Source organism: Micromonospora haikouensis (genome assembly GCF_900091595.1).
Classification (GTDB): Bacteria; Actinomycetota; Actinomycetes; order Mycobacteriales; family Micromonosporaceae; genus Micromonospora; species Micromonospora haikouensis.
In genome coordinates, this window is the sequence record NZ_FMCW01000022.1 from 1 (window position 1) to 20,757 (window position 20,757).

The 20,757-nt window shown below is 72.8% G+C and carries 19 protein-coding genes, 1 tRNA gene and 1 pseudogene; 4 read left to right on the forward strand and 17 right to left on the reverse strand.

Annotated elements, in window-relative coordinates:
- The 9 genes and pseudogenes from GA0070558_RS21655 to GA0070558_RS21695 all read right to left on the reverse strand — a co-directional run.
- A partial coding sequence (locus tag GA0070558_RS21655) for a sulfate adenylyltransferase subunit 1 (RefSeq protein ID WP_091283122.1) occupies positions 1 to 1,066 on the reverse strand: 1,066 nt, incomplete at its 3' end.
- The gene (gene cysD, locus GA0070558_RS21660; RefSeq protein WP_091283124.1) at positions 1,066 to 1,977 is read right to left on the reverse strand and encodes a sulfate adenylyltransferase subunit CysD; all 912 of its coding nucleotides are present in this window, start codon (positions 1,975 to 1,977) and stop codon (positions 1,066 to 1,068) included. The genes GA0070558_RS21655 and cysD, both read right to left, overlap by 1 nt.
- Before the next feature lie 78 nt (positions 1,978 to 2,055).
- Positions 2,056 to 2,874, reverse strand: a complete 819-nt coding sequence (locus GA0070558_RS21665) for an inositol monophosphatase family protein (RefSeq protein ID WP_077936058.1) — start codon at positions 2,872 to 2,874, stop codon at positions 2,056 to 2,058.
- A 173-nt stretch (positions 2,875 to 3,047) separates the two neighbouring features.
- Complete coding sequence (gene pth / locus GA0070558_RS21670) at positions 3,048 to 3,638, reverse strand: aminoacyl-tRNA hydrolase (RefSeq protein WP_091283127.1); 591 nt, start codon at positions 3,636 to 3,638, stop codon at positions 3,048 to 3,050.
- Positions 3,639 to 3,752: 114 nt separating this feature from the next.
- A complete protein-coding gene (locus tag GA0070558_RS21675; protein ID WP_043961799.1) occupies positions 3,753 to 4,445 on the reverse strand; it encodes a 50S ribosomal protein L25/general stress protein Ctc in 693 nt (230 codons plus the stop codon).
- A 298-nt stretch (positions 4,446 to 4,743) separates the two neighbouring features.
- Positions 4,744 to 5,724 carry a ribose-phosphate diphosphokinase gene (locus tag GA0070558_RS21680; RefSeq protein ID WP_077936056.1) on the reverse strand — a complete coding sequence of 327 codons (981 nt, stop codon included), beginning with the start codon at positions 5,722 to 5,724 and terminating at the stop codon, positions 4,744 to 4,746.
- Between the two features lie 54 nt (positions 5,725 to 5,778).
- Positions 5,779 to 7,259 (reverse strand): annotated as a pseudogene (gene glmU / locus GA0070558_RS21685) (bifunctional UDP-N-acetylglucosamine diphosphorylase/glucosamine-1-phosphate N-acetyltransferase GlmU).
- Positions 7,260 to 7,429: 170 nt separating this feature from the next.
- A tRNA-Gln gene (locus GA0070558_RS21690) sits at positions 7,430 to 7,501 on the reverse strand.
- A gap of 29 nt (positions 7,502 to 7,530) precedes the next feature.
- The gene (locus GA0070558_RS21695; RefSeq protein WP_091283300.1) at positions 7,531 to 8,376 is read right to left on the reverse strand and encodes a helix-turn-helix domain-containing protein; all 846 of its coding nucleotides are present in this window, start codon (positions 8,374 to 8,376) and stop codon (positions 7,531 to 7,533) included.
- Positions 8,377 to 8,510: 134 nt separating this feature from the next.
- Here GA0070558_RS21695 and GA0070558_RS21700 point away from each other — a divergent pair, with 134 nt between their 5' ends.
- Positions 8,511 to 9,485, forward strand: a complete 975-nt coding sequence (locus GA0070558_RS21700) for an acyl-CoA desaturase (RefSeq protein WP_091283129.1) — start codon at positions 8,511 to 8,513, stop codon at positions 9,483 to 9,485.
- Positions 9,486 to 9,607: 122 nt separating this feature from the next.
- A complete protein-coding gene (locus GA0070558_RS21705) occupies positions 9,608 to 10,300 on the forward strand; it encodes a TetR/AcrR family transcriptional regulator (RefSeq protein ID WP_091283302.1) in 693 nt (230 codons plus the stop codon).
- Between the two features lie 23 nt (positions 10,301 to 10,323).
- On the opposite strand, the gene GA0070558_RS21710 is transcribed toward GA0070558_RS21705, so the two are convergent.
- From GA0070558_RS21710 to GA0070558_RS21735, 7 genes are all read right to left on the reverse strand, one after another.
- Positions 10,324 to 10,794, reverse strand: a complete 471-nt coding sequence (locus GA0070558_RS21710; RefSeq protein WP_077936052.1) for a DUF4383 domain-containing protein — start codon at positions 10,792 to 10,794, stop codon at positions 10,324 to 10,326.
- 117 nt (positions 10,795 to 10,911) lie between these two features.
- Complete coding sequence (locus tag GA0070558_RS21715) at positions 10,912 to 11,367, reverse strand: DUF4383 domain-containing protein (protein ID WP_091283131.1); 456 nt, start codon at positions 11,365 to 11,367, stop codon at positions 10,912 to 10,914.
- Between the two features lie 95 nt (positions 11,368 to 11,462).
- On the reverse strand, positions 11,463 to 13,274 hold the full coding sequence (locus tag GA0070558_RS21720; RefSeq protein WP_091283133.1) for an ABC-F family ATP-binding cassette domain-containing protein: 1,812 nt from the start codon (positions 13,272 to 13,274) through the stop codon (positions 11,463 to 11,465).
- Between the two features lie 117 nt (positions 13,275 to 13,391).
- A complete protein-coding gene (locus GA0070558_RS21725) occupies positions 13,392 to 14,348 on the reverse strand; it encodes a 4-(cytidine 5'-diphospho)-2-C-methyl-D-erythritol kinase (protein ID WP_077936049.1) in 957 nt (318 codons plus the stop codon).
- Positions 14,345 to 14,473: a hypothetical protein gene (locus tag GA0070558_RS34510; RefSeq protein WP_256092059.1), complete on the reverse strand. Its 129-nt coding sequence runs from the start codon at positions 14,471 to 14,473 to the stop codon at positions 14,345 to 14,347. Before GA0070558_RS34510 ends, GA0070558_RS21725 begins: the two co-directional genes overlap by 4 nt.
- Before the next feature lie 9 nt (positions 14,474 to 14,482).
- On the reverse strand, positions 14,483 to 15,355 hold the full coding sequence (gene rsmA, locus GA0070558_RS21730; protein WP_091283304.1) for a 16S rRNA (adenine(1518)-N(6)/adenine(1519)-N(6))-dimethyltransferase RsmA: 873 nt from the start codon (positions 15,353 to 15,355) through the stop codon (positions 14,483 to 14,485).
- Entirely contained in the window at positions 15,352 to 16,266 is a 915-nt protein-coding gene (locus GA0070558_RS21735) for a TatD family hydrolase (RefSeq protein ID WP_091283135.1), read from the reverse strand. Before GA0070558_RS21735 ends, rsmA begins: the two co-directional genes overlap by 4 nt.
- A gap of 148 nt (positions 16,267 to 16,414) precedes the next feature.
- On the opposite strand from GA0070558_RS21735, the gene GA0070558_RS21740 reads away from it, so the two are divergent.
- Both GA0070558_RS21740 and GA0070558_RS21745 read left to right on the forward strand, forming a co-directional pair.
- Positions 16,415 to 17,662: a hypothetical protein gene (locus tag GA0070558_RS21740; RefSeq protein WP_091283306.1), complete on the forward strand. Its 1,248-nt coding sequence runs from the start codon at positions 16,415 to 16,417 to the stop codon at positions 17,660 to 17,662.
- 125 nt (positions 17,663 to 17,787) lie between these two features.
- Positions 17,788 to 18,639, forward strand: a complete 852-nt coding sequence (locus GA0070558_RS21745; protein ID WP_091283137.1) for an alpha/beta fold hydrolase — start codon at positions 17,788 to 17,790, stop codon at positions 18,637 to 18,639.
- Positions 18,640 to 18,831: 192 nt separating this feature from the next.
- On the opposite strand, the gene metG is transcribed toward GA0070558_RS21745, so the two are convergent.
- Positions 18,832 to 20,634 carry a methionine--tRNA ligase gene (metG, locus tag GA0070558_RS21750; RefSeq protein WP_091283139.1) on the reverse strand — a complete coding sequence of 601 codons (1,803 nt, stop codon included), beginning with the start codon at positions 20,632 to 20,634 and terminating at the stop codon, positions 18,832 to 18,834.
- Positions 20,635 to 20,757: the final 123 nt, after the last annotated feature.

A 20,757-nucleotide genomic window follows, 5' to 3' on the forward strand; every position in this document is an offset into this window, starting at 1 on the left:
CGGAGCGGGTGGTGTGTTTGATGGCGTAGCGGCCGCCGACGGTCAGGGGGCGGGTCTCGTCCATCCAGCAGACCATCGCCTCGATGTCCTGCGCGACCGTGGGGGCGTTGTGGGGGCGGCAGATCATGTCTCCGCGGGAGATGTCGATCTCGTCTTCGAGGCGGACGGTGACCGACATCGGGGGGAACGCCTCCTCGACCGGCCCGTCGGCGGTCTCCACCGCCGCGATGCGCGAGGTGAACCCCGACGGCAGCACCATCACCTCGTCACCGGCCTTCAACACCCCCGAGGCGACCTGACCGGCATACCCCCGGTAGTCCGTCACCGTGGTCGACTGCGGCCGGATCACGTACTGCACCGGGAACCGCACGTCCTGCAGGTTCCGGTCCGAGGCGATGTGCACCCGCTCCAGATGGTGCAGCAACGACGGCCCCTCGTACCACGGCATGTTCTCCGACCGGGACACGATGTTGTCACCCTGCAACGCCGACACCGGCACCACCGTCAGGTCCGGCACGTCCAACTTCGCCGCGAACGCCGTGAACTCGTCCGCGATCGCCTCGAACACCTCCCGGTCGAAGTCGACCAGGTCCATCTTGTTCACACACAACACCAGATGCGGCACCCGCAACAACGAACACAGAAACGCGTGCCGCCGCGACTGCTCCACCAGGCCCTTACGCGCGTCCACCAGGATCAACGCCAGGTCCGCCGTCGACGCCCCCGTCACCATGTTCCGCGTGTACTGGATGTGACCCGGCGTGTCCGCGATGATGAACTTCCGCCGCGGCGTCGCGAAATACCGGTACGCCACGTCGATCGTGATGCCCTGCTCCCGCTCCGCCCGCAAACCGTCGGTCAACAACGCCAGGTTCGTGTACTCGTCCCCCCGCGCCGCGGACACCGCCTCCACCGCCGCCAACTGATCGGTGAACAACGACTTCGTGTCATACAACAACCGGCCGATCAACGTCGACTTACCGTCGTCCACACTCCCGGCCGTGGCGAACCGCAACAGATCCATCGGCCGCGTCTCCACCTCGACCGGCGCCATGTCGATGCTCATCAGAAGTAACCCTCCCGCTTACGGTCCTCCATCGCGGCCTCGCTGACCCGGTCGTCGCCCCGCGTCGCGCCCCGCTCGGTGATCCGCGTCGCGGCCACCTCCTCGATCACCGCCGCCACCGTGCCGGCATCCGACCGCACCGCCGCCGTGCACGACGCGTCACCCACCGTCCGGTACCGCACCACCTCCACGAACGGTTCCTCACCCGCCCGCGGGGTGAAGAACTCGTTCACCGCATACAACATGCCGTCCCGCTCCACCACCTCACGCTCGTGCGCGAAGTAGATCGACGGCAACGGAATCCGCTCCCGGGCGATGTAGTGCCACACATCCAACTCGGTCCAGTTCGACAACGGGAACACCCGGATCGACTCACCCGGATGATGCCGACCGTTGTACAACGACCACAACTCCGGCCGCTGGTTCTTCGGATCCCACTGCCCGAACTCGTCCCGGAACGAGAACACCCGCTCCTTCGCCCGCGCCTTCTCCTCATCCCGCCGCGCCCCACCGAACAGCGCGTCGAACCGGTGCTTCTCCACCGCGTCCAACAACACCGGCGTCTGGATCCGGTTCCGCATCCCGTCCCCGGACTCCCGCACCAACCCCCGCGTCAACGCCTCCGGCACCGACGCCACGATCAACTGCAACCCCAACTCCGCCACCCGACGATCCCGATACTCCAGAACCTCGGGAAAGTTGTGCCCCGTATCCACATGCATCACCGGAAACGGCACACTCGCCGGCGCAAATGCCTTCTGCGCCAACCGCAACATCACGATCGAATCCTTACCACCCGAGAAGAGCAGCACCGGCCGCTCCATCTCCGCAACCACCTCACGCATCACGAAGATGCTCTCCGCCTCCAGGGCATCGAGGTGGGAGACCTGGTACGTGGCGGGGGCGGTCATGACCCGGCCTCGATCCGCTCGGCTGCGCTCATGGATTCCAGACCTTTCCGGTCGGACACGTGAAGAAGACTGCTCAGGCTACCCGGAATGCCTCTGCAGCGCTGCAAGCAACCGGCTGGCGAGATCCTTGCGGCAGACCAGCAGATCCGGCAGGCGCGGGTCGGCCTCGTTGTATTTCAGCGCAGAACCGTCGATCCGGGAAGCATGCAGGCCGGTGGCCGTCGCCACAGCCACCGGAGCGGCCGAGTCCCACTCGTACTGGCCGCCCGCGTGGACGTACGCGTCGACCTCACCCGTCACCACAGCGGCGATCTTCGCCCCCGCCGAGCCCATCGGCACCAGATGAGCGCCCACATCGTCCGCCAGATCGGTCAGGAAAACCGGCGGACGGCTACGACTGGCCGCCAACCGGATGGTCCTTCCGCCGCCCGAGGTCGCCGCCTCCAGGGTCATCGGCGGGTACGCCGGCGGATGGTCCGTGCCCAGCACCCGGTGCTGCGCCGGCAACCCCACCGCCCCCGCCACCAGGCGGTGCGGCGTCGACGCCGTACGCGCCCACAACGCCACGTGCACCGCCCAGTCCGAACGGCCCTCCTCGGAGAACTCCCGGGTCCCGTCCAACGGGTCGACGATCCAGACCCGGTCGGCGGTCAGCCGGGACACCGCCCCGGCGCTCACCTCCGCCGCCCACGCCAGCCGCGACCCCTCGTCCTCCTCCGAGAGAACCGCGTCCCCCGGCCGCCACTTCGCCAGCTCGGTGCGGATCAGGTCGTGCGAGACCTTGTCCCCGGCCGACCGCAACGCCCCCGGGTCGGCGAACCCCAGATCGGCCCGCACGCCCAGCAGCGCCTGCCCGGCCTGGGCCGCCAACCACCGGGCGAACGCGCCGTCGATCATCGGAGGACTGCCCACCACTTACTCCCGTCGCCTCGCCGCGACCCACCTCGCCGGCCGCGACCCACCTCGCCGGCCGCGGCCACCTGCCGACCACGCCCACCTGTCGGCCGTGGTCCGCCGGAAAGGCGCAGACTACCGGCCGTACGACCGTCAGCCGCGCCGCCCCGCCCGGCTCAGGCCCCGTGATAGAGGTTCTGGGTCGGCTCCACACCCCGGGTGACCACCGACTCGACCACGTCCGCCGCCCGGTCCACCAGGAACTCCAGCTCCTTGCGCTCCGCCGCCGAGAAGTCCGACAGCACGTAGTCGGCCGGGTCCTGCCGCCCCGGCGGCCGGCCGACGCCGAACCGCACCCGCACGTACTCCTTCGTCCCCAACGACTTCGACATCGAACGCAGCCCGTTGTGCCCGCCCTCGCCGCCGCCGCACTTCACCCGCAGCTGGCCGTAGCCGATGTCCAGCTCGTCGTGGACCGCGATCACCCGCCCCGGCGGCACCTTGTGGAACTGCGCCAACCCGGCCACCGGCCCCCCGGAGAGGTTCATGTACGTCAGCGGCTTCATCAGCACCAGCTTCGGCCCGCCCAACCCGAGCCGGCCCTCGGCCACCTCGGCCACCGCGCGCCGGTGCCGACCGAACTTCCCGCCCACCCGGGCGGCCAGCAGCTCGGCCACCATGAAGCCCACGTTGTGCCGGTTACCCGCGTACTCCCGGCCCGGGTTGCCCAGGCCGACCACCAGCCACGGCCCCGCCTCGTCCGTCACGCCACACCCCTCCCGCTCGCCCGCCGCACCCGGCGGCCGGCCCAGACCCGGTCCCGACACGACGACAGGCGCCCCCGGGGTCGGGGGCGCCTGTCGCACGGAAAGACGGACCGGTCAGGCCTCGGTCTTCGCCTCGGCCGGGGCCTCCTCGCCCTCGGCGGCCGGCGCCTCGGCACCCTCGGCGGCCTCCTCGCCAGCCTCGGCCTCGGCCTCCTCGGCGGGGGCCTCGACCTCGGGCAGCGTGGCCTCCAGCTGCTCGGCGGTCGGGGCCGCCGTCACGGCGGCGACCGGCAGCTCCGGGTCGGCGGCCAGCTCGACGCCCGACGGCAGCTCCACGTCGGCGGCGGTGACCTGCGTGCCGGCCTCCAGGCCCTCGATCGACGCCTCCAGGTGGTCCGGCACCTTGGTGGCGTCGGCGGTCACCGAGAGGGTGTCGTGGTCGTGCACGATCAGGGTGTCCTTCGCGGCCTCGCCGGTCAGCTGGACCGGGACCTCGACGGTGACCTTCTCGCCGCGGCGGACCAGCAGCAGGTCGACGTGCTCGAAGGTGTCCTTGATCGGGTCACGCTGGATCGCCTTCGGCAGCGCCAGCACCTGGGTGCCGTCGCTGACCTCGATCGCGAACAGCTGGTTGGCGCCGCCCTTACGGATCGCGGCGGCGAACTCACGCGCGGGCAGCGCGATGTGCTTCGGCTTCTCGGCGTGGCCGTACAGCACGGCGGGCACCATGCCGGCCCGGCGGGTACGACGGGCACCACCCTTGCCGAACTCGGTACGGGGCTCGGCGCTGATCTTTACCTCGGACACGGGGAAACTCCTGATGCTTTTCGCTGCGGCGGCTTGTCGTCTTGCGGTGCTGGGGCGAGGGGCTCGCTGGGGCTCATGCGTCATGAACGACTGCCCGGAGCACCGCGTCGATCACGGTGCCTCCGTGCGGTGCTTTTCAGCGGCCCGCCGGGCACCCTCGCCGTGGCAACCGCAACAGTCTACCCGAGCTGAATACGCGCCCGACGGCAGTCCCCGCCCCGCGCGCTGTCAGGAGCGAAAACGCCCAACACCGCCGTGCGCCGGCCGCCGCGACGACGGCCGGCGCACGACGATCACCTCAGCTCAGGCCACCGAAGAGGGTCGTCACCGAGCCGTCGTCGAAGACCTCCCGGATCGCCCGGGCCAGCAGCGGCGCGATCGACAGCACCGTGATCTTGTCGAGCTGCTTCTCCGGCGGCAACGGCAACGTGTTCGTCACCACGACCTCGGTGATCGGGCTGTTCTTCAGCCGCTCGGTCGCCGGATCCGACAGCAACGCGTGGGTCGACGCCACCACGATCTCCGCCGCGCCCGACTCCCGCAGGATGTCGGCGGCCTTGGTGATCGTCCCACCGGTGTCGATCATGTCGTCGACGATCAGGCACACCCGACCCTCGACCTCACCGACCACCCGGTTCGCCACCACCTGGTTCGGCTTCAACGGATCCCGCGTCTTGTGGATGAACGCCAGCGGGCAACCGCCCAGCCGGTCGGTCCACCGCTCCGCCACCCGCACCCGGCCCGAGTCCGGCGCCACCACCGTCATCGGCCGCCCGGCGAACTTGCGCTCCACGTACTCGGCCAGCACGTCCATCGCGAACAGGTGGTCGACCGGGCCGTCGAAGAAGCCCTGGATCTGCGCGGTGTGCAGGTCCACCGTGAGGATGCGGTTCGCCCCCGCCGTCTTCAGCAGGTCCGCCACCAGCCGCGCCGAGATCGGCTCCCGGCCCCGGTGCTTCTTGTCCTGCCGCGAGTACGGGTAGAACGGCAGGACCACGGTGATCCGCTTGGCCGACCCACGCTTCAGCGCATCGACCATGATCAGGGTCTCCATGACCCAGGTGTTGACCCCGTGCGTCACGGACTGCACCACGAAGGCGTCCGAACCACGCACCGAGTCCTTGAAACGCACGAAGATCTCGCCGTTGGCGAACTCGTACGCGTCGGCGGGCGTCGGCGCGATGCCGAGGACCTCACCGATCTCCCTGGCCAAGTCCGGGAAACCACGTCCGGAGAAGAGCATCAGGCTCTTGCGGTTTTCGGCGACGATGCTGCCCATGGGCCCGTCTGCTCCCGTTGGTCGGTTTGCCCGGCTGCGGTGTGGGGCCGGGGACTATCGGTTTGCAGTATCTCCCCCGCCTGGCGGCCCCCGAACCGCCTCGGCGCCCTCGTGGATTGCCTCACCTTCCCTTGCGCCCACTATGCCCCAGGCGCATCCTCCGCCGCAGCCCGCAAAGCCCGCTCCGCAGCCTCCGCCGACGCCGTGCCGGCCCGCCTCCGGGCCACCCATCCCTCGATGCTGCGCTGCGGCGCGCGGGTCACCCCGAGTGCCCCCGGCGGCACGTCCTGGCTGATCGCGCTGCCCGCCGCGACGTACGCGCCCGGCCCCACCTCCACCGGGGCGATCAGGCTGGTGTCGCAGCCGATGAAGGCCGCCTCCCCCACCGTCGTGCGGTGCTTGTTCACCCCGTCGTAGTTCACGAAGATCGTCGCCGCGCCGATGTTGGCCCGCGCCCCGATCGTCGCGTCGCCCACGTACGACAGGTGCGGCACCTTCGCGCCCGCCCCGACCTCGGAGTTCTTCACCTCGACGAACGTGCCGACCTTGGCCTTCTCGGCCAACCGCGCCGCCGGCCGCAGGTACGCGTACGGCCCGACGCTGGCCCCCGCGCCGACCTCGGCGTCGACGGCGTGGCTGCGCAGCACCGTCGCACCCGGCCCGACCACCGTGTCGATCAGCGTCACGTCCGGGCCCACCACCGCCTCCGCGCCCACCACGGTCCGGCCGCGCAGCTGCGTGTTCTGGTCGATCACCGCGTCCCGGTCCACCGCGACCGTCACGTCGATCCAGGTCGTCGCCGGGTCCAGGATGCTCACCCCGGTGCGCATCCACGCCTCGTTGACCCGGTCGCGCAGCAGCCGGCGCAGCGCCGCCAACTCGACCCGGTCGTTGCAGCCCAGCGTCTCGACGTGGTCGGTGGCCACGTGCACCCCGACCGGCTCACCGGCGGAGACCAGCAGGGCGAAGACGTCCGTCAGGTACTCCTCGCCCTGGTCGTTGTCGGTGGAGAGCTTGCCCAGCGCGTCCCGCAGCCGCACCGCGTCGAACGCGTAGCTGCCGGCGTTGATCTCCCGCAGCGCCCGCTGCTCGGCGGTGGCGTCGCGCTCCTCGACGATCTGCCGCAGCCGGCCCGCCTCGTCCCGGACGATCCGCCCGAGCCCGGTCGGGTCGGGCACCTCGGCGGCGAGCACGGTCGCCGCCGCACCGGCCGCCTCGTGCGCGTCGACCAGCGCGGCGACCGTCTCGGGGCGCAGCAGCGGCACGTCTCCGTTGATCACGACCACGGTCCCCGCGGCGTCAGCGACGGCGTCGAGCGCGATCCGGACCGCGTGGCCGGTGCCGCGCTGCTCGGCCTGGAGCACCGGCACGGCCTCCGGGGCGACCTCGGCCAGGTGCGCCCGGACCCGGTCCGCCCCGTGGCCGACCACGACGACGGTACGGTCCGCCCGCAGGGGCCCGGTGGCGGTGAGCACGTGGCCGAGCAGGGTCCGGCCGAGCAGGGGATGCAGCACCTTGGGCAGCGCCGACTTCATCCGCTTGCCCTCCCCGGCGGCGAGCACGACGACGGTGCGGAGGTGGGGCTGGGACACGACGTGGCTCCCGTCGGGACGGCGACAGTCTCGCGGCCATGCTAACCACGCAAGGGCGGCGATCCGCATCCGCCTGGCGAAAGCCGGCATTCCTCCAGCACGGAGAACGCGAGCTGGGGTGCCTGGATTCGAACCAGGAGCTCAAGGCTCCAAAGGCCTGCGGGTTGCCGTTACCCCACACCCCATCGCCCGCCCAGCCTAGCGGTACGTCGATCTAGTCGGGTGTACCGCCTGCCGTCCGGAACAGCTCGGCGATCATACCCTCGATCCGCCAGTAGAGCTCGCGACTGCGCGGCACGGTGATCACCAGGCAGCCTCGGTAGTCGTCGCCCGTGTTGCGGCGGACGGTGGCCGGATTGTGGCGCTTCAGCACCGACCGGCTGAACCGACCCACCGGCAGGCCCAGCCGGTCCGCCCACCATCGGACCGCCGCGTCCGCATCGGCCGACTCGTGGATGCTGACCCGGTAGTCGGGCACCTCCCGAGCGACCCCGCACTCGTCGAGAAAGCGGAGGAACAACGCGAGCAGGCCCGGATCACTGTTGATGAACTGAAGGCGGTCCTGCGCCCGCCACGGCTTGGACTTGGCACCTTCGCACCAGTAGATGGCCGCACCGAGGAGCAGACAGTCACGCCGGTCGAGGGAACCGACCACCCGTGCGGCGGCGACCATCGTCTCCGCCCGGGCGCGCTCGCGGGCCCGCCGTTGCTCCGCCCACCGGGCTTCGGTCATCCGTTGCGAGTGGGCCCGGCGGCGCTGCGCGGTCGCGTCGTCCGGGTCGAGCGGCAGGTGCTTCACCCACTCGTACGCCGTCGACTTCGCCACCCCGAGCTGCCGCGCGATGTCGTTCACCGACTGCCCCCGGGCGCGCAGTTGCGTCGCCTCGGCCCGGAGGGCGTCCTTGGCGTTGGGCCGGCGGGTCCGCTCCGGGGCGGGCACCCCGCGCAGCAGCTCCTGGACCCGGTTGCGGCCGAGGCCGGTGCGGGCCCTGATCTCGCGCACGCTGAGCTGCTCGACGGTGCGCAGTCGACGGACCTCTGCCGCCCGGGAGTCCTCCACGAACAGCAGGTTAGGAGGGACGTACGACAGCGGACGCATCCACGCCGGAAACTGTCCCGTGCGTTCCCCGACGGCCTAAGTTACGGTGACGTAGGCGTAACTTCGTGATCTCTGCCGTCCCGCTGCGAGGTGCCATGTCGACCGCTCTGACCGAGTCCCACTCCACCGGTCCGAAGCCGCTGACCCAGGGCCCGCAGTCGCGGGGCATCCTGGTCGCCCTGTGGGCGTTCGTGGTCGTCCCGTTCCTGGCCCTGGTCGCCGCGGTGCCGGTCGCCTGGGGCGGCTGGCTGGGCTGGACCGACGTGGCGGTGGCCGCGTTCTGGTACGTCGTCTCGGGGCTGGGCATCACGGTCGGCTACCACCGCTACTTCACCCACGGCTCCTTCAGGGCGCGGCCGTGGCTGCGGGTGGCGCTGGCGGTCGCGGGTTCCCTCGCGGTGCAGGGCGAGATCATCCAGTGGGTCGCCGACCACCGCCGGCACCACGCGTTCTCCGACCTCGACGGCGACCCGCACTCGCCGTGGCGGTTCGGGCAGAGCGTCCGGGGGCTGGTGAAGGGGCTGTTCCACGCGCACGTCGGCTGGCTGTTCGGCCGGGAACTGTCCAACCGGGAGCGGTTCGCCCCGGACCTGCTCGCCGACCGGGCGACGCGGAGGGTGGACCGGCTCTTCCCGGTGCTGGTGGTGGTCACGGTGCTCGGCCCGGCGCTGATGGGCGGCCTGCTCACCTGGTCGTGGCAGGGCGCCCTGACGGCGCTGTTCTGGGGTGGGCTGGTGCGGATCTCGCTGCTGCACCACGTGACCTGGTCGATCAACTCGGTCTGCCACGTCTACGGCGAGCGGCCGTTCGCGATGCGCCAGGGCGACCGGGCGACCAACTTCTGGCCGCTGGCGATCCTGTCGTTCGGCGAGAGCTGGCACAACCTGCACCATGCCGAGCCGACGAGCGCCCGCCACGGCGTGCTGCGCGGGCAGGTCGACATCTCGGCCCGGGTGATCTGGCTGTTGGAGCGGACCGGGGCCGCGTGGGCGGTGCGCTGGCCGAAGCCGGAGCGCATCGCGGCCAAGCTGGCCCACCCGGAGCCGCCGGGGCGGGGTCGGCTGCGGTAAACGGGTCGGTCGGGCCGGCCGCCACCTGGCAGGATGGCCGGATGACCGACGACGGCGGCGCGACCAACGACGGCGGCAGCATCCCACGACAGGGCGTCACGGCGCGCCGGCGAGGTGACGGCATGGCAGATGGTCCGGTCGGCGGAGGCGGGACGGGCGGCGGGCGGCGGCGCGCGGTGCCGGCGGCGGGCAAGCCGCCGTCGCGGGTGCGGATGTCGGCGGCCCAGCGGCGCGAGCAGTTGATCTCGATCGGTCGGCAGTTGTTCGCCGAGCGGGGCTTCGACGCGACCTCTATCGAGGAGGTGGCGGCCCGGGCGAAGGTCTCCAAGCCGGTGGTCTACGAGCACTTCGGCGGCAAGGAGGGGCTCTACGCGGTGGTGGTGGACCGGGAGGTCCGGGCCCTGCTGGACCGGATCACCACGGCGTTGACGGCCGGTCACCCCCGGGAGTTGCTGGAGCAGGCGGCGCTGACCCTGCTGAGTTACATCGAGGAGGAGACCAGCGGTTTCCGGGTGCTGGTCCGGGAGTCGCCGCTGATGTCGGCGACGGGCAACTTCAGCAGCGTGATGAACGACGTCGCGCACCAGGTCGAGCACATTCTCGGGGCCGAGTTCAAGACCCGGGGGTACGACCCGAAGCTGGCCGAGCTCTACTCGCAGGCGCTGGTGGGGATGGTGGCGTTGACGGGGCGCTGGTGGCTGGAGGTGCGCAAGCCGCGTAAGGAGACGGTGGCGGCGCACCTGGTCAACCTGGCCTGGAACGGGTTGTCGCACCTGGAGGCGAAGCCGACGCTGATCACGTTGCGGGGCCGCTGACGGCGCGGTCGGTCGGCGGCGGGTCAGCGGGTGCCGGGGACGGGGTCGCGGCGGCGCCGGTCCTCGGCCTCGGCGTGGTCGGCCGGGCCGACCTTGTCGTAGAGGCCGGTGGCGAGCAGCACCAGCCCGAACAGCAGCGACACGATGACGGTGGACATCGAGAAGTTGAGGAAGTTCGCGGGGGTCTGCAGGACGGCCATCATCAGGGTGCCGGTGACGAGGAAGACCACGCCGGCGGTGAGGTTCATGTAGTGGCCGAGGTTGGTGCGCCGGGACGCCCCGATCAGCAGCACGATGCCGAAGGCCACCGAGACGAGCGAGAACGCCAGGTTGGTGCGGAGCCCGAGGGCCCAGTGGCTGCCCCGGTCGAAGAGCCCTTCGCCCCAGGTCTCGGCGGTGCCCCACACGCCGAAGAGCAGGATGTAGAGCCCGACGAGCCCGGCGAGGACGCGGTAGAGCGGCCGGGCCGGGTGGTTGACCGGAAAGTGCGCCATGACCCCTCCGTCCGATTGACACCATTCGGAAGGATTGTCACCCCGCCGGCCGTCGGACGCGGGCCGAACCGCCGCAGCGGGGGCCGGCGCGTGCCGACCCCCGCTGCGGTGTGCGGGCTACAGGACGAGCCGGGCCTTCTGCCAGGCCTCGTTCTCCTCGTCCGTGCCGACCTTGCCGTACATGCCGGCCATCAGCAGGACCATGGAGAGGGTCAGCACCACGATGTCGGTGGTGATGGTGAAGTTGAAGATGTTGGCGTCGGTCTGGAGGAAGGCCAGCTCGGCGAGGCCGAGGACCATGAGGGCGTACGCCAGCCACTGGTTGATCGCGACGTCGAGGTTGCGGCCGATCACGGTGCCGGCGACGATCGCGATGCCGAGCACGATGCTCAGCAGCGAGAAGCCGAGGTTGGTGCCCTGCCCGAGCACCTTGGTGTCGTCCTGGGCGAGGAAGTCGTTGCCGGCGCTGGCGACGAGGCCGAGCACGCCGAAGACCAGGAAGTACAGACCAACGAGCCCGCCGATCGCCCGGTAGATCGGCCGCGCGGGGTGGTTGACGGGGGTGTGGGCCATGTCTGAGTCTCCAAGACCGTGCGGGTGAGGGGTCGCCTGCGATTGTCCCGCACGGCGGGCTGTGACGCCGCACACCCCCCGCCCGGTTGCCCTGGTCAGCTGCCGGGCACCTGCTCGGCGAGGGCCAGCCAGCTCTCCTCGACCTGCTCCCGTTCGGCCCGGACGTCCTTGAGCTGGGCGTCCAGCTCGGCGACCTTGGCGTAGTCGGTGGCGTTGGCGGCGAGCTGGTCGAGGAGGGTGACCTCCCGCTGGTCCAGCTTGGCGATCTGGCGTTCGAGCCGGGTGAGTTCCTTCTTGGCCTGCCGGGCCTCGGCGGCGGACATGCCGCCCGTGGCGGCGGCGGGCGTGCCGTCGGCGGTGGGCCCGGTGGGGGCGGCCGGGGCGGCGGGCTGCCGGTCGGCGGCGCGGGCCAGGTACTCGTCGACGCCGCCGGGCAGGTGCACGAGGCGGCCGTCGCCGAACATCCCGTACGCGACGTCGGTGACCCGTTCGATGAGGTACCGGTCGTGGCTGGCCACGATGATCGTGCCGGGCCAGGAGTCGAGGAGGTCCTCCAGCGCGGCGAGGGTGTCGGTGTCCAGGTCGTTGGTGGGCTCGTCGAACAGCAGCACGTTGGGCTCGGCGGCGAGCAGCCGGAGCATCTGCAGGCGGCGGCGTTCCCCGCCGGAGAGGTCGCCGACGGGCGTCCAGAGCCGGCGGTCGTCGAAGCCGAAGACCTCGGCGAGCTGGGCGGCGGAGACCTCCCGGTCGCCGAGCTGCACCCGGCGGGCGACCTCCTCGACGGCTTCGAGGACGCGCAGGTGGCCGGGGAGTTCGGCCAGCTCCTGGGAGAGGAAGGCCGGCTTGACCGTGGAGCCGGTGTGGAAGCGTCCGCCGTCGGGGCGGGTGATGCCGGCGAGCAGCCGCAGCAGGGTGGTCTTGCCGGCGCCGTTGCGGCCGAGGATGGCGATCCGGTCGCCGGGGCCGACCTGCCAGGTGGTGTCGTGCAGGATCTCCTTGGGGCCGGCGTGCAGCCGGACGTGCTCCAGGTCGTACACCTGCTTGCCGAGCCGGGCGGTGGCGAGCCGTTGCAGCGACATGGTGTCGCGCGGCGGTGGCACGTCGTCGATGAGCGCGTTGGCGGCGTCGATGCGGAACTTCGGCTTGGAGGTGCGGGCGGGCGGGCCGCGCCGCAGCCAGGCGATCTCCTTGCGGAGGAGGTTCTGCCGGCGGGCCTCGGTGGCGGCGGCGACGCGTTCGCGTTCGGCGCGGGCGAGGGTCCAGGCGGCGAAGCCGCCCTCGTAGGCCCGGACGGTCTGGTCGGCGACCTCCCAGGTGGTGGTGCAGACGGCGTCGAGGAACCACCGGTCGTGGGTGACCACGACGAGCGCGCCGCGCCGGCCGACGAGGTGCTTCGCGAGCCAGTCGACGCCGCCGACGTCGAGGTGGTTGGTGGGCTCGTCGAGGATGAGCAGGTCGGACTCGCGGACCAGCAGGGCGGCCAGGGCGACACGGCGGCGCTCGCCGCCGGACATGGGGCCGACGGGCTGGTCGAGGCCGAGGTGGGGCATGCCGAGGCCGTCGAGGATGGCGCGGACGCCGGCGTCGCCGGCCCACTCGTGTTCGGCGCCCATGCTCTGGTCGAGCCAGGCGGTGCCGAGGACCACGTCCCGGACGGTGGCCTCGGGGGCGAGGGCGAGGGCCTGCGGCAGCCACAGGACGCGCAGGTCGCGGCGGTGGGTGACGCGGCCGTCGTCGGGGTCCTCCTGCTTGGTGAGCATCCGCAGCAGGGTGGACTTGCCGGCGCCGTTGAGGCCCACGACGCCGATCCGGTCGGCGTCGTCGAGGCCGAGCGAGACGTCGGTGAGCAGCGGCCCGGCGGCGCCGTACCCCTTGGACACCCGGTCCAGGTTGACGATGTTGGCCACTGGCCCACCTTCCATGATCAAGGCGTCCCGGTGCCGGCGGGCACCTGGGGACGCCTGGCTCCCAGGGTACGCGGACGCGCCCGGCCCGCCCCGGGGGGCGGGTCGGGCGCGGGTGGGTCAGCCGATCCGGGCGCCGGCCACCGGGCCGTGGGCGGTGCGCGCCTCGCGGCACACCCCGGCCGCCTCCAGCTCGGCGGCGATCCGCTCGGCGTCGGCGGCGTCGGCGGCGAGGAAGACGCAGGTGGGCCCGGAGCCGGAGACGATGCCGGCGAGCGCCCCGGCGGCCTCGCCGGCCTTGAGGGTGGCGGCCAGCGACGGGCGCATGGCCAGCGCGGCGGCCTGGAGGTCGTTGCCGAGGGTGGCGGCGAGCACCCGGGGGTCGCGTTGGCGCAGCGCGGCGAGGAGCCCGTCGGTGCTGCCCAGCGGCGAACCGGCGGCGCCGGCGGCGCGGAGCCGGTCGAGTTCGGCGTAAGCGGCGGGGGTGGAGAGGCCGCCGTCGGCGATGGCGACCACCCAGTGCCAGGAGGTGGGGCGGGCCAGCACGGGGCTGACGGCCTCGCCCCGGCCGGTGCCCAGCGCGGTGCCGCCGTGGATCAGGAACGGCACGTCGGAGCCGAGGTCGGCGGCGATCCCGGCCAGCTCGTCGCGGGACAGGCCGGTGCCCCAGAGCGCGTCGCAGGCCACCAGGGCAGCCGCCGCGTCGGCGCTGCCGCCGGCCAGGCCCCCGGCGAGCGGGATCTGCTTGCGCAGGTGCAGCCGGGCGTGCGGCATGACGCCCGCGTAGCCGGCGAGGGCGTGGGCGGCCCGGATCACCAGGTTGGTGTCGTCGAGGGCCAGCTCGCCGGTGCCCTCCCCCTCCATGGTCAGGGTGAGGGTGTCGCCGCGGCGGGCGGTCAGCTCGTCGTGGATGGAGATCGCGTGGTAGACCGTGTTCAGCTCGTGGTAGCCGTCGCGGCGCAGCGGGCCCACCCCGAGGTGCAGGTTGACCTTGGCGGGGACCCGCACCCGGACGGGGCCGGCGGCCCCGCGTCGCTGCTGGTCGTCATCGTCGTCCGGTCGCCATGCCTCGGTCACGGGACGATGCCCCGCAGGCGCAGGCGGATGTCGAACGGCTCGGTCACGATCAGCTCCTCGGTGGGGTCGGTGGCCGGCGCGGAACGGCCGTCAACCAGGTCGTACGCGTTGCGGGGTCCGGGCACCGCGCCAGCCTACTGCGCGGTCGGCGTGCCGGTCGGAGCCGACGCGGCGACGGCGGCGAACTGCTCGACGGTGAGTGACTCCCCGCGTGCGCCGGGGTCCACCCCGGCGGCGGTGAGGGCGGTGGCGGCCCGGTCGGGGCCGCCGGCCCACCCGGCGAGGGCGGCCCGCAGGGTCTTGCGGCGCTGGGCGAACGCGGCGTCGACGACGGCGAAGACCCGTTCCCGGGGCACCTCGGGGCGGGGCGGCTCGCGGCGGGTGAAGGCGACCAGTCCGGAGTCGACGTTGGGCACCGGCCAGAACACGTTCGGCGGGACCCGGCCGGCGGCGCGGGCGTGCGCGTGCCAGGCGAGCTTGACCGACGGGATGCCGTACACCTTGGAGCCGGGGCCGGCGACGAGCCGGTCGGCGACCTCCTTCTGCACCATCACCAGGCCGTGGCGGAGGCTGGGCAGCGCGGCGAGCAGGTGCAGCACCACGGGCACGGCCACGTTGTACGGCAGGTTCGCCACCAGGGCCGTCGGCGCGGGGTCGGCCAGTTCCGCGGCGGTGACGCGCAGCGCGTCGGCGCGGTGCACGGTGAGCCGGTCGGCGTACGGGCCGGCATGGTGGGCGGCGGTCTGCGGCAGCGCGGCGGCCAGCGTCGGATCGATCTCGACGGCGTGGGTGTGCGCGGCGACGGGGAGCAGGGCGAGAGTGAGCGAGCCGAGGCCGGGGCCGACCTCCAGGGCGACGTCGTCGGCGGTGAGCGCGGCGGCGGCGACGATGCGGCGCACGGTGTTGGGGTCGTGCACGAAGTTCTGGCCGAGCTTCTTGGTGGGGCTGACGCCGAGGCGGGCGGCGAGGTCCCGGATCTCCGCCGGGCCGAGCAGGCCGGGGGTCACCACGGGCCGAAGGCGCGTTCGCCGTTGGCCGACAGGGCGGCGCAGAGCGCGTCGAGGTCCGCGCCGGTGGTCGCGGCCAGCGCGCGGACGGTGAGCGGGATCAGGTACGACGCGTTCGGCCGCCCCCGGTGCGGGGTGGGGGTGAGGTACGGGGCGTCGGTCTCCACGAGGAGCTGGTCGAGGGGGGTGAGCGCGGCGGCCTCGCGCAGCGCGGTGGCGCTGGCGAAGGTGACGGTGCCGGCGAAGCTGAGCAGGTAGCCCCGGCGGACGCACTTGCGGGCGAAGTCGGCGTCGCCGGAGAAGCAGTGCAGGACGACGGTGTCCGGGGCGCCCTCGTCGTCGAGGACGCGCAGCACGTCGGCGTGGGCGTCCCGGTCGTGGATGACGAGGGCCTTGCCGTGCCGCTTGGCGATGCCGATGTGGGCGCGGAAGCTCTCCTCCTGCGCGGCGCGGCCCTCGTCGCCGGTGCGGAAGAAGTCCATTCCGGTCTCGCCGATGCCGCGCACCCGGTCGCGGGCGGCGAGGGCCTCGATGGCGCGCAGCGCCTCGTCGAGGTCGGCGAGGCGGGGCGCCTCGTTGGGGTGCAGCGCGACGGTGGCGAGCACCGCCGGGTAGCGGTCGGCGGCGTCGGCGCTCCACGCCGAGGACGCGACGTCGACGCCGACCTGGACGAGCCGGTCCACGCCGGCCTCGGCGGCCACCGCGACGGCCGCCGCGACCGGGTCGTCGGCGGTGGCGTTGCCGCCCGCCCCGCCGGCCGGCACGCCGGCCTCGGTGACGGTGATGTCCAGGTGGGTGTGGCTGTCCGGCACGGGGCCGGGCAGCGGCTCGGGCGCGGGCGGGAACTCGCCGGCGCGGCGGGCGGCCCGCTGCCGGCGGGGTTCGGTCGACTCGGTCATCGCCGCCAGCATCACACACCGCCGGTCGGCCCGGTCCGCCACCCGGCCCCTTCCCGGGTGTCCCGGCGGTCGGGCGGGGAGCACGCCGACCAGGCACCGGTCATCGGGCCGTCACCAGCCGTTCACCCGCCCGGAACGCGGCGGGCCTAGCGTCGCCGGGGTGAGCGTCTCCCCCCAGGCCCGCGGCGCCGCCGAAGCGCGGGCGGGGCTGCGCGTCACGTGCGGCGGGATCGCCTACCCGGCGGAGGCGATCGCCCGGGGCGCGGCGTACGAGTTGTTCAGCGCCGAGGAGGCACCCGGCTTCGAGTGGTCGCCCCGGGCGGGGGCACCGCTGCCCTGGCGGCGGTTCGCCCACGCCAGCGAGGTCGACGCGGTGCACGGCGCGGCCGAGCCGACCGAGGAGCCGGACACGCCGCTGATGGTGCCGCTGCACCGCGAACGGGGCTGGTCGCAGGTGCAGCGGCTCAGCCAGCAGCCGGCCTCGGCCGGCGATCCGACGCTGGTGGCGGTGCGGGCGTCCGCGGTGGTCCGGCGGGGCACCCGGATGGTCAAGGTGCTCTCCGCGCGGCAGCTCGCCGGGTACGCCCGGGGTTGGCTGCCGCACGGCTTCTGCCACCGCGAGCACGACGTGGCGCATCTGCGTACCCCGGGGGCCCTGGCGGTGCTGCGCACCGACTCGCCGGGCGGCCGCGACGACCTGGAGGTGGCGTACGCGCTGCGCTGGCGGGCGGCGGACCCGGCCGACTACGTGCGGCCGGTCGGCGCGGAGCACCGGGGGTTGACGGCGCTGCCGCCCCGGGACCGGCTCGGCCCGCCGGTGCTGGGCACCGGGTTCGTGCCGAGCGAGGCGCAGCTGGTCCCGGAGTTCGTCACGCGGGACTTCGCCGACCTGCCGATGCCGGCGAACGCCACCCTGCTGGCCTACCCGGCGTCGGGCGAGGAGGTGGTGCTCTACAGCTACCAGGCCGAGCAGCGCGGCTGGCTGCGGATGGTCGGCCCGCAGTGGCGGCACCTGCTGGCCGGGGTGCCGGACCTCTCCCCCGACCAGGAGTGGCTGCCGACCGGGGAGGCGGCCCGGTCGACGCAGCTCGTCGGCGGGTACGCCGGCGCCGCGTACGAGGCGGTCGCCGACCTGCCCGGCGGGTTCCGGGTGCTGGCGATGACCCGGGCCGCGCGGTACCCGGTGGAGGCGGTGGCCCGCCGGTTGCGACACGCCGCCTGGCGGGGCGTGCCCTGGCTCGTCCTGCGGGAGGAGGCGGGCTGGCTGCGGCTGCGGCTGGTCCGGCCCGATCCGGACGCCGTGGCCGCGACCGGGGCGCAGTGCCAGGAACGGGGCGTCTACGAGGTGTGGGCCCCGGCGACCGAGGTGACCGACGACCGGATGGTCGACGTGTCCTATCCGCTCTGACCGGGCGGTCCCGGCGGGGCGGTCAGTGCGGCCCCGGCGGCGCGGTCCCGGCGGGGCCGCATATCGGGGGGCGGGTCGGGAATGCGCGGGGCGTCCGACGACCCGACCCCGCACCGGGAGACGAGATGCCCTTCATGACCGTCGGCGCGGAGAACACCGCGCCCATCGACCTGTACTACGAGGACCACGGCGCCGGCCAGCCGGTCGTGCTGATCCACGGCTTCCCGTTCAACGGGGCGACGTGGGAGAAGCAGACCAACGCGCTGCTCGCCGCCGGCTACCGGACCATCACGTACGACCGGCGGGGCTTCGGCAACTCCAGCCAGCCGGCCGCCGGCTACGACTACGACACGTTCGCGGCCGACCTGGACGTGCTGATGACCGAGCTGGACCTGCGCAACGTGATCCTGATCGGGCACTCGATGGGCACCGGTGAGGTCACCCGCTACCTGGGCACGTACGGGTCGAACCGGGTGGACCGGGCGGTGCTGCTCGCCCCGATCGCGCCGTTCCTGCTGAAGACCCCGGACAACCCGGAGGGGGTGGACCGCAGCCTGTTCGACGGCTTCCAGCAGGCGATCCTCGCCGACCGGTTCGCGTTCCTCACCAGCTTCTGCGACAACTTCTTCAACTACGCGGACAACAAGGGCAGGCTGGTCAGCGAGGAGGCGTACCGGGCGCACTGGGACATCGGCGCGCGGGCCTCGGCCATCGGCACGTACCAGTGCGTGGACGCCTGGCTGACCGACTTCCGGCCCGACGTGCCCCGGATCGACGTGCCGGTGCTGATCGTGCAGGGCGACCAGGACCGGGTCCTGCCGTACGGGGTGACCGGCCAGCGGTTGCAGCCGATGCTGCCCGACGGCCGGCTGGTGACGCTGAAGGGCGCGCCGCACGGCATCCCGTGGACGAACGCCGACGAGGTGAACCGGGCGATCCTGGAGTTCGTGGTCGCCCCGGCGATGGCACGGCGCTGAGCCCTTCCGCACGCCGAGCTTTCGCACGCCGAGCCTTCCGCAGGCCGAGCCTTCCGCAAGCTGAGCCTTCCGCACGCCGATGTCGGCGACATGGCGGTGTCCCGGGGCCGGGATGCCGCCATGTCGCCGTCATCGCGGGCCTTCGTGGTGGGCCGGCGGGGCGGGCCCTTCGTCGGGGGCCGGCGGGGCGGGTCAGCCGGCGAGCCGGGCCAGCTCCTCCTCGACGATCGACGGGTCGAGCTTGCGGAACACCGGCTTCGGCGCCGCGAGTGGCCGGCCCGCCTCCAGCGGCACCGACTCCCAGCGCGCCCCGACCGTGTAGTCGCCGGTCAGCACCGGGTACGCGGGCCCGCCGTCGAGGTCGTCGACCTCCTCCAGCACCGGCATCGGGGCGTGCACGCCGGTGCCGCCGAGCAGCTCGTGGATCTGCTGCGCGGAGTGCGGCAGGAACGGCGTGAGCAGGGTGTTGGCGTCGCTGACCACCTGGAGGGCGACGTGCAGGATGGTGCCCATCCGGGGCTTGTCGGCCTCGGCCTTGAGCTTCCAGGGGGCCTGCTCCGACAGGTACTTGTTGGCCTCGGCGACGACCCGCATCGCCTCGCCGATGGCCTGCTTCTGCCGGTGCCGGCCGATCAGGTCGCCGACGGTGTCGAAGCCGGCGCGGGCGGTGGCCAGCAGCGCCTCGTCGGCCTCCGTGAGCCCGGCGGGGTCGACCGGCGGGATCGCGCCGAAGTTCTTCGCCGCCATCGACACCGACCGGTTGACCAGGTTGCCCCAGCCGGCGACCAGCTCGTCGTTGTTGCGGCGGAGGAACTCGGCCCAGGTGAAGTCGGTGTCGTTGCTCTCCGGCCCGGCGACCGCGATGAAGTAGCGCAGCGCGTCCGCGTCGTAGCGTTCGAGGAAGTCCCGCACGTAGATGACGACCTTGCGGGACGAGGAGAACTTGCGGCCCTCCATCGTCAGGTATTCGCTGGAGACGACCTCGGTGGGCAGGTTGAGCCGGCCCAGCGCGCCGGGCTCGCCGTCGTGGCCGCCCGCGCCGGAGTAGCCACCGAGCAGCGCCGGCCAGATCACCGAGTGGAAGACGATGTTGTCCTTGCCCATGAAGTAGTAGCTGCGGGCGTCCCTGCCCTCGGCGTCGGAGGACCACCACCTGCGCCACGCCTCCGGGTCGCCGGTGCGGCGGGCCCACTCGATGGACGCCGACAGGTAGCCGATGACCGCGTCGAACCAGACGTAGATCCGCTTGTCCGGGCGGTCGCGCCAGTCGTCGAGGGGGATCGGCACGCCCCACTCCAGGTCCCGGGTGATGGCCCGGGGCTGAAGGTCGTCGAGGAGGTTCCGCGAGAACCGCAGCACGTTGGGCCGCCAGCCCTCGCGGCCGTCCAGCCATTGCCGCAGGGCGTCGGCGAGGGCGGGCAGGTCGAGGAAGAAGTGCTCGGTCTCGACGAACTCCGGCGTCTCGCCGTTGATCTTGGACTTGGGGTTGATCAGGTCGACCGGGTCGAGCTGGTTGCCGCAGTTGTCGCACTGGTCGCCGCGGGCGCTGTCGTACCCGCAGATCGGGCAGGTGCCCTCGATGTACCGGTCGGGCAGGGTCCGGCCCGTCGACGGCGAGATCGCGCCGGTGGTGACCCGGGGCACGATGTAACCGTTGCGGTGCAGCCCGGCGAACAGCTCCTGCACCACCGCGTAGTGGTTGCGGGTGGTGGTGCGGGTGAACAGGTCGTACGACAGCCCCAGCGCCCGCAGGTCCTCGGCGATCACCCGGTTGTAGCGGTCGGCCAGCTCGCGGGGGGTGACCCCCTCGGCGTCGGCCTGCACCTGGATCGGGGTGCCGTGCTCGTCGGTGCCCGAGACCATGAGCACGTCGTGGCCGGCCATCCGCATGTACCGGGCGAAGACGTCGGAGGGAACGCCGAAACCGGAGACGTGGCCGATGTGGCGCGGGCCGTTGGCGTACGGCCAGGCTACCGCCGCGAGAACGTGACTCATGACCAGCAAGCCTAGTGACCGGCGCGGGGCCACCGCGAACCAATAGGCCGGCTCGCCACGAGCACCCCGGGCTTCTCGCCCGATTTGTCGCCGACACGCGGCCTGACCTGCACTGCCGCCCTC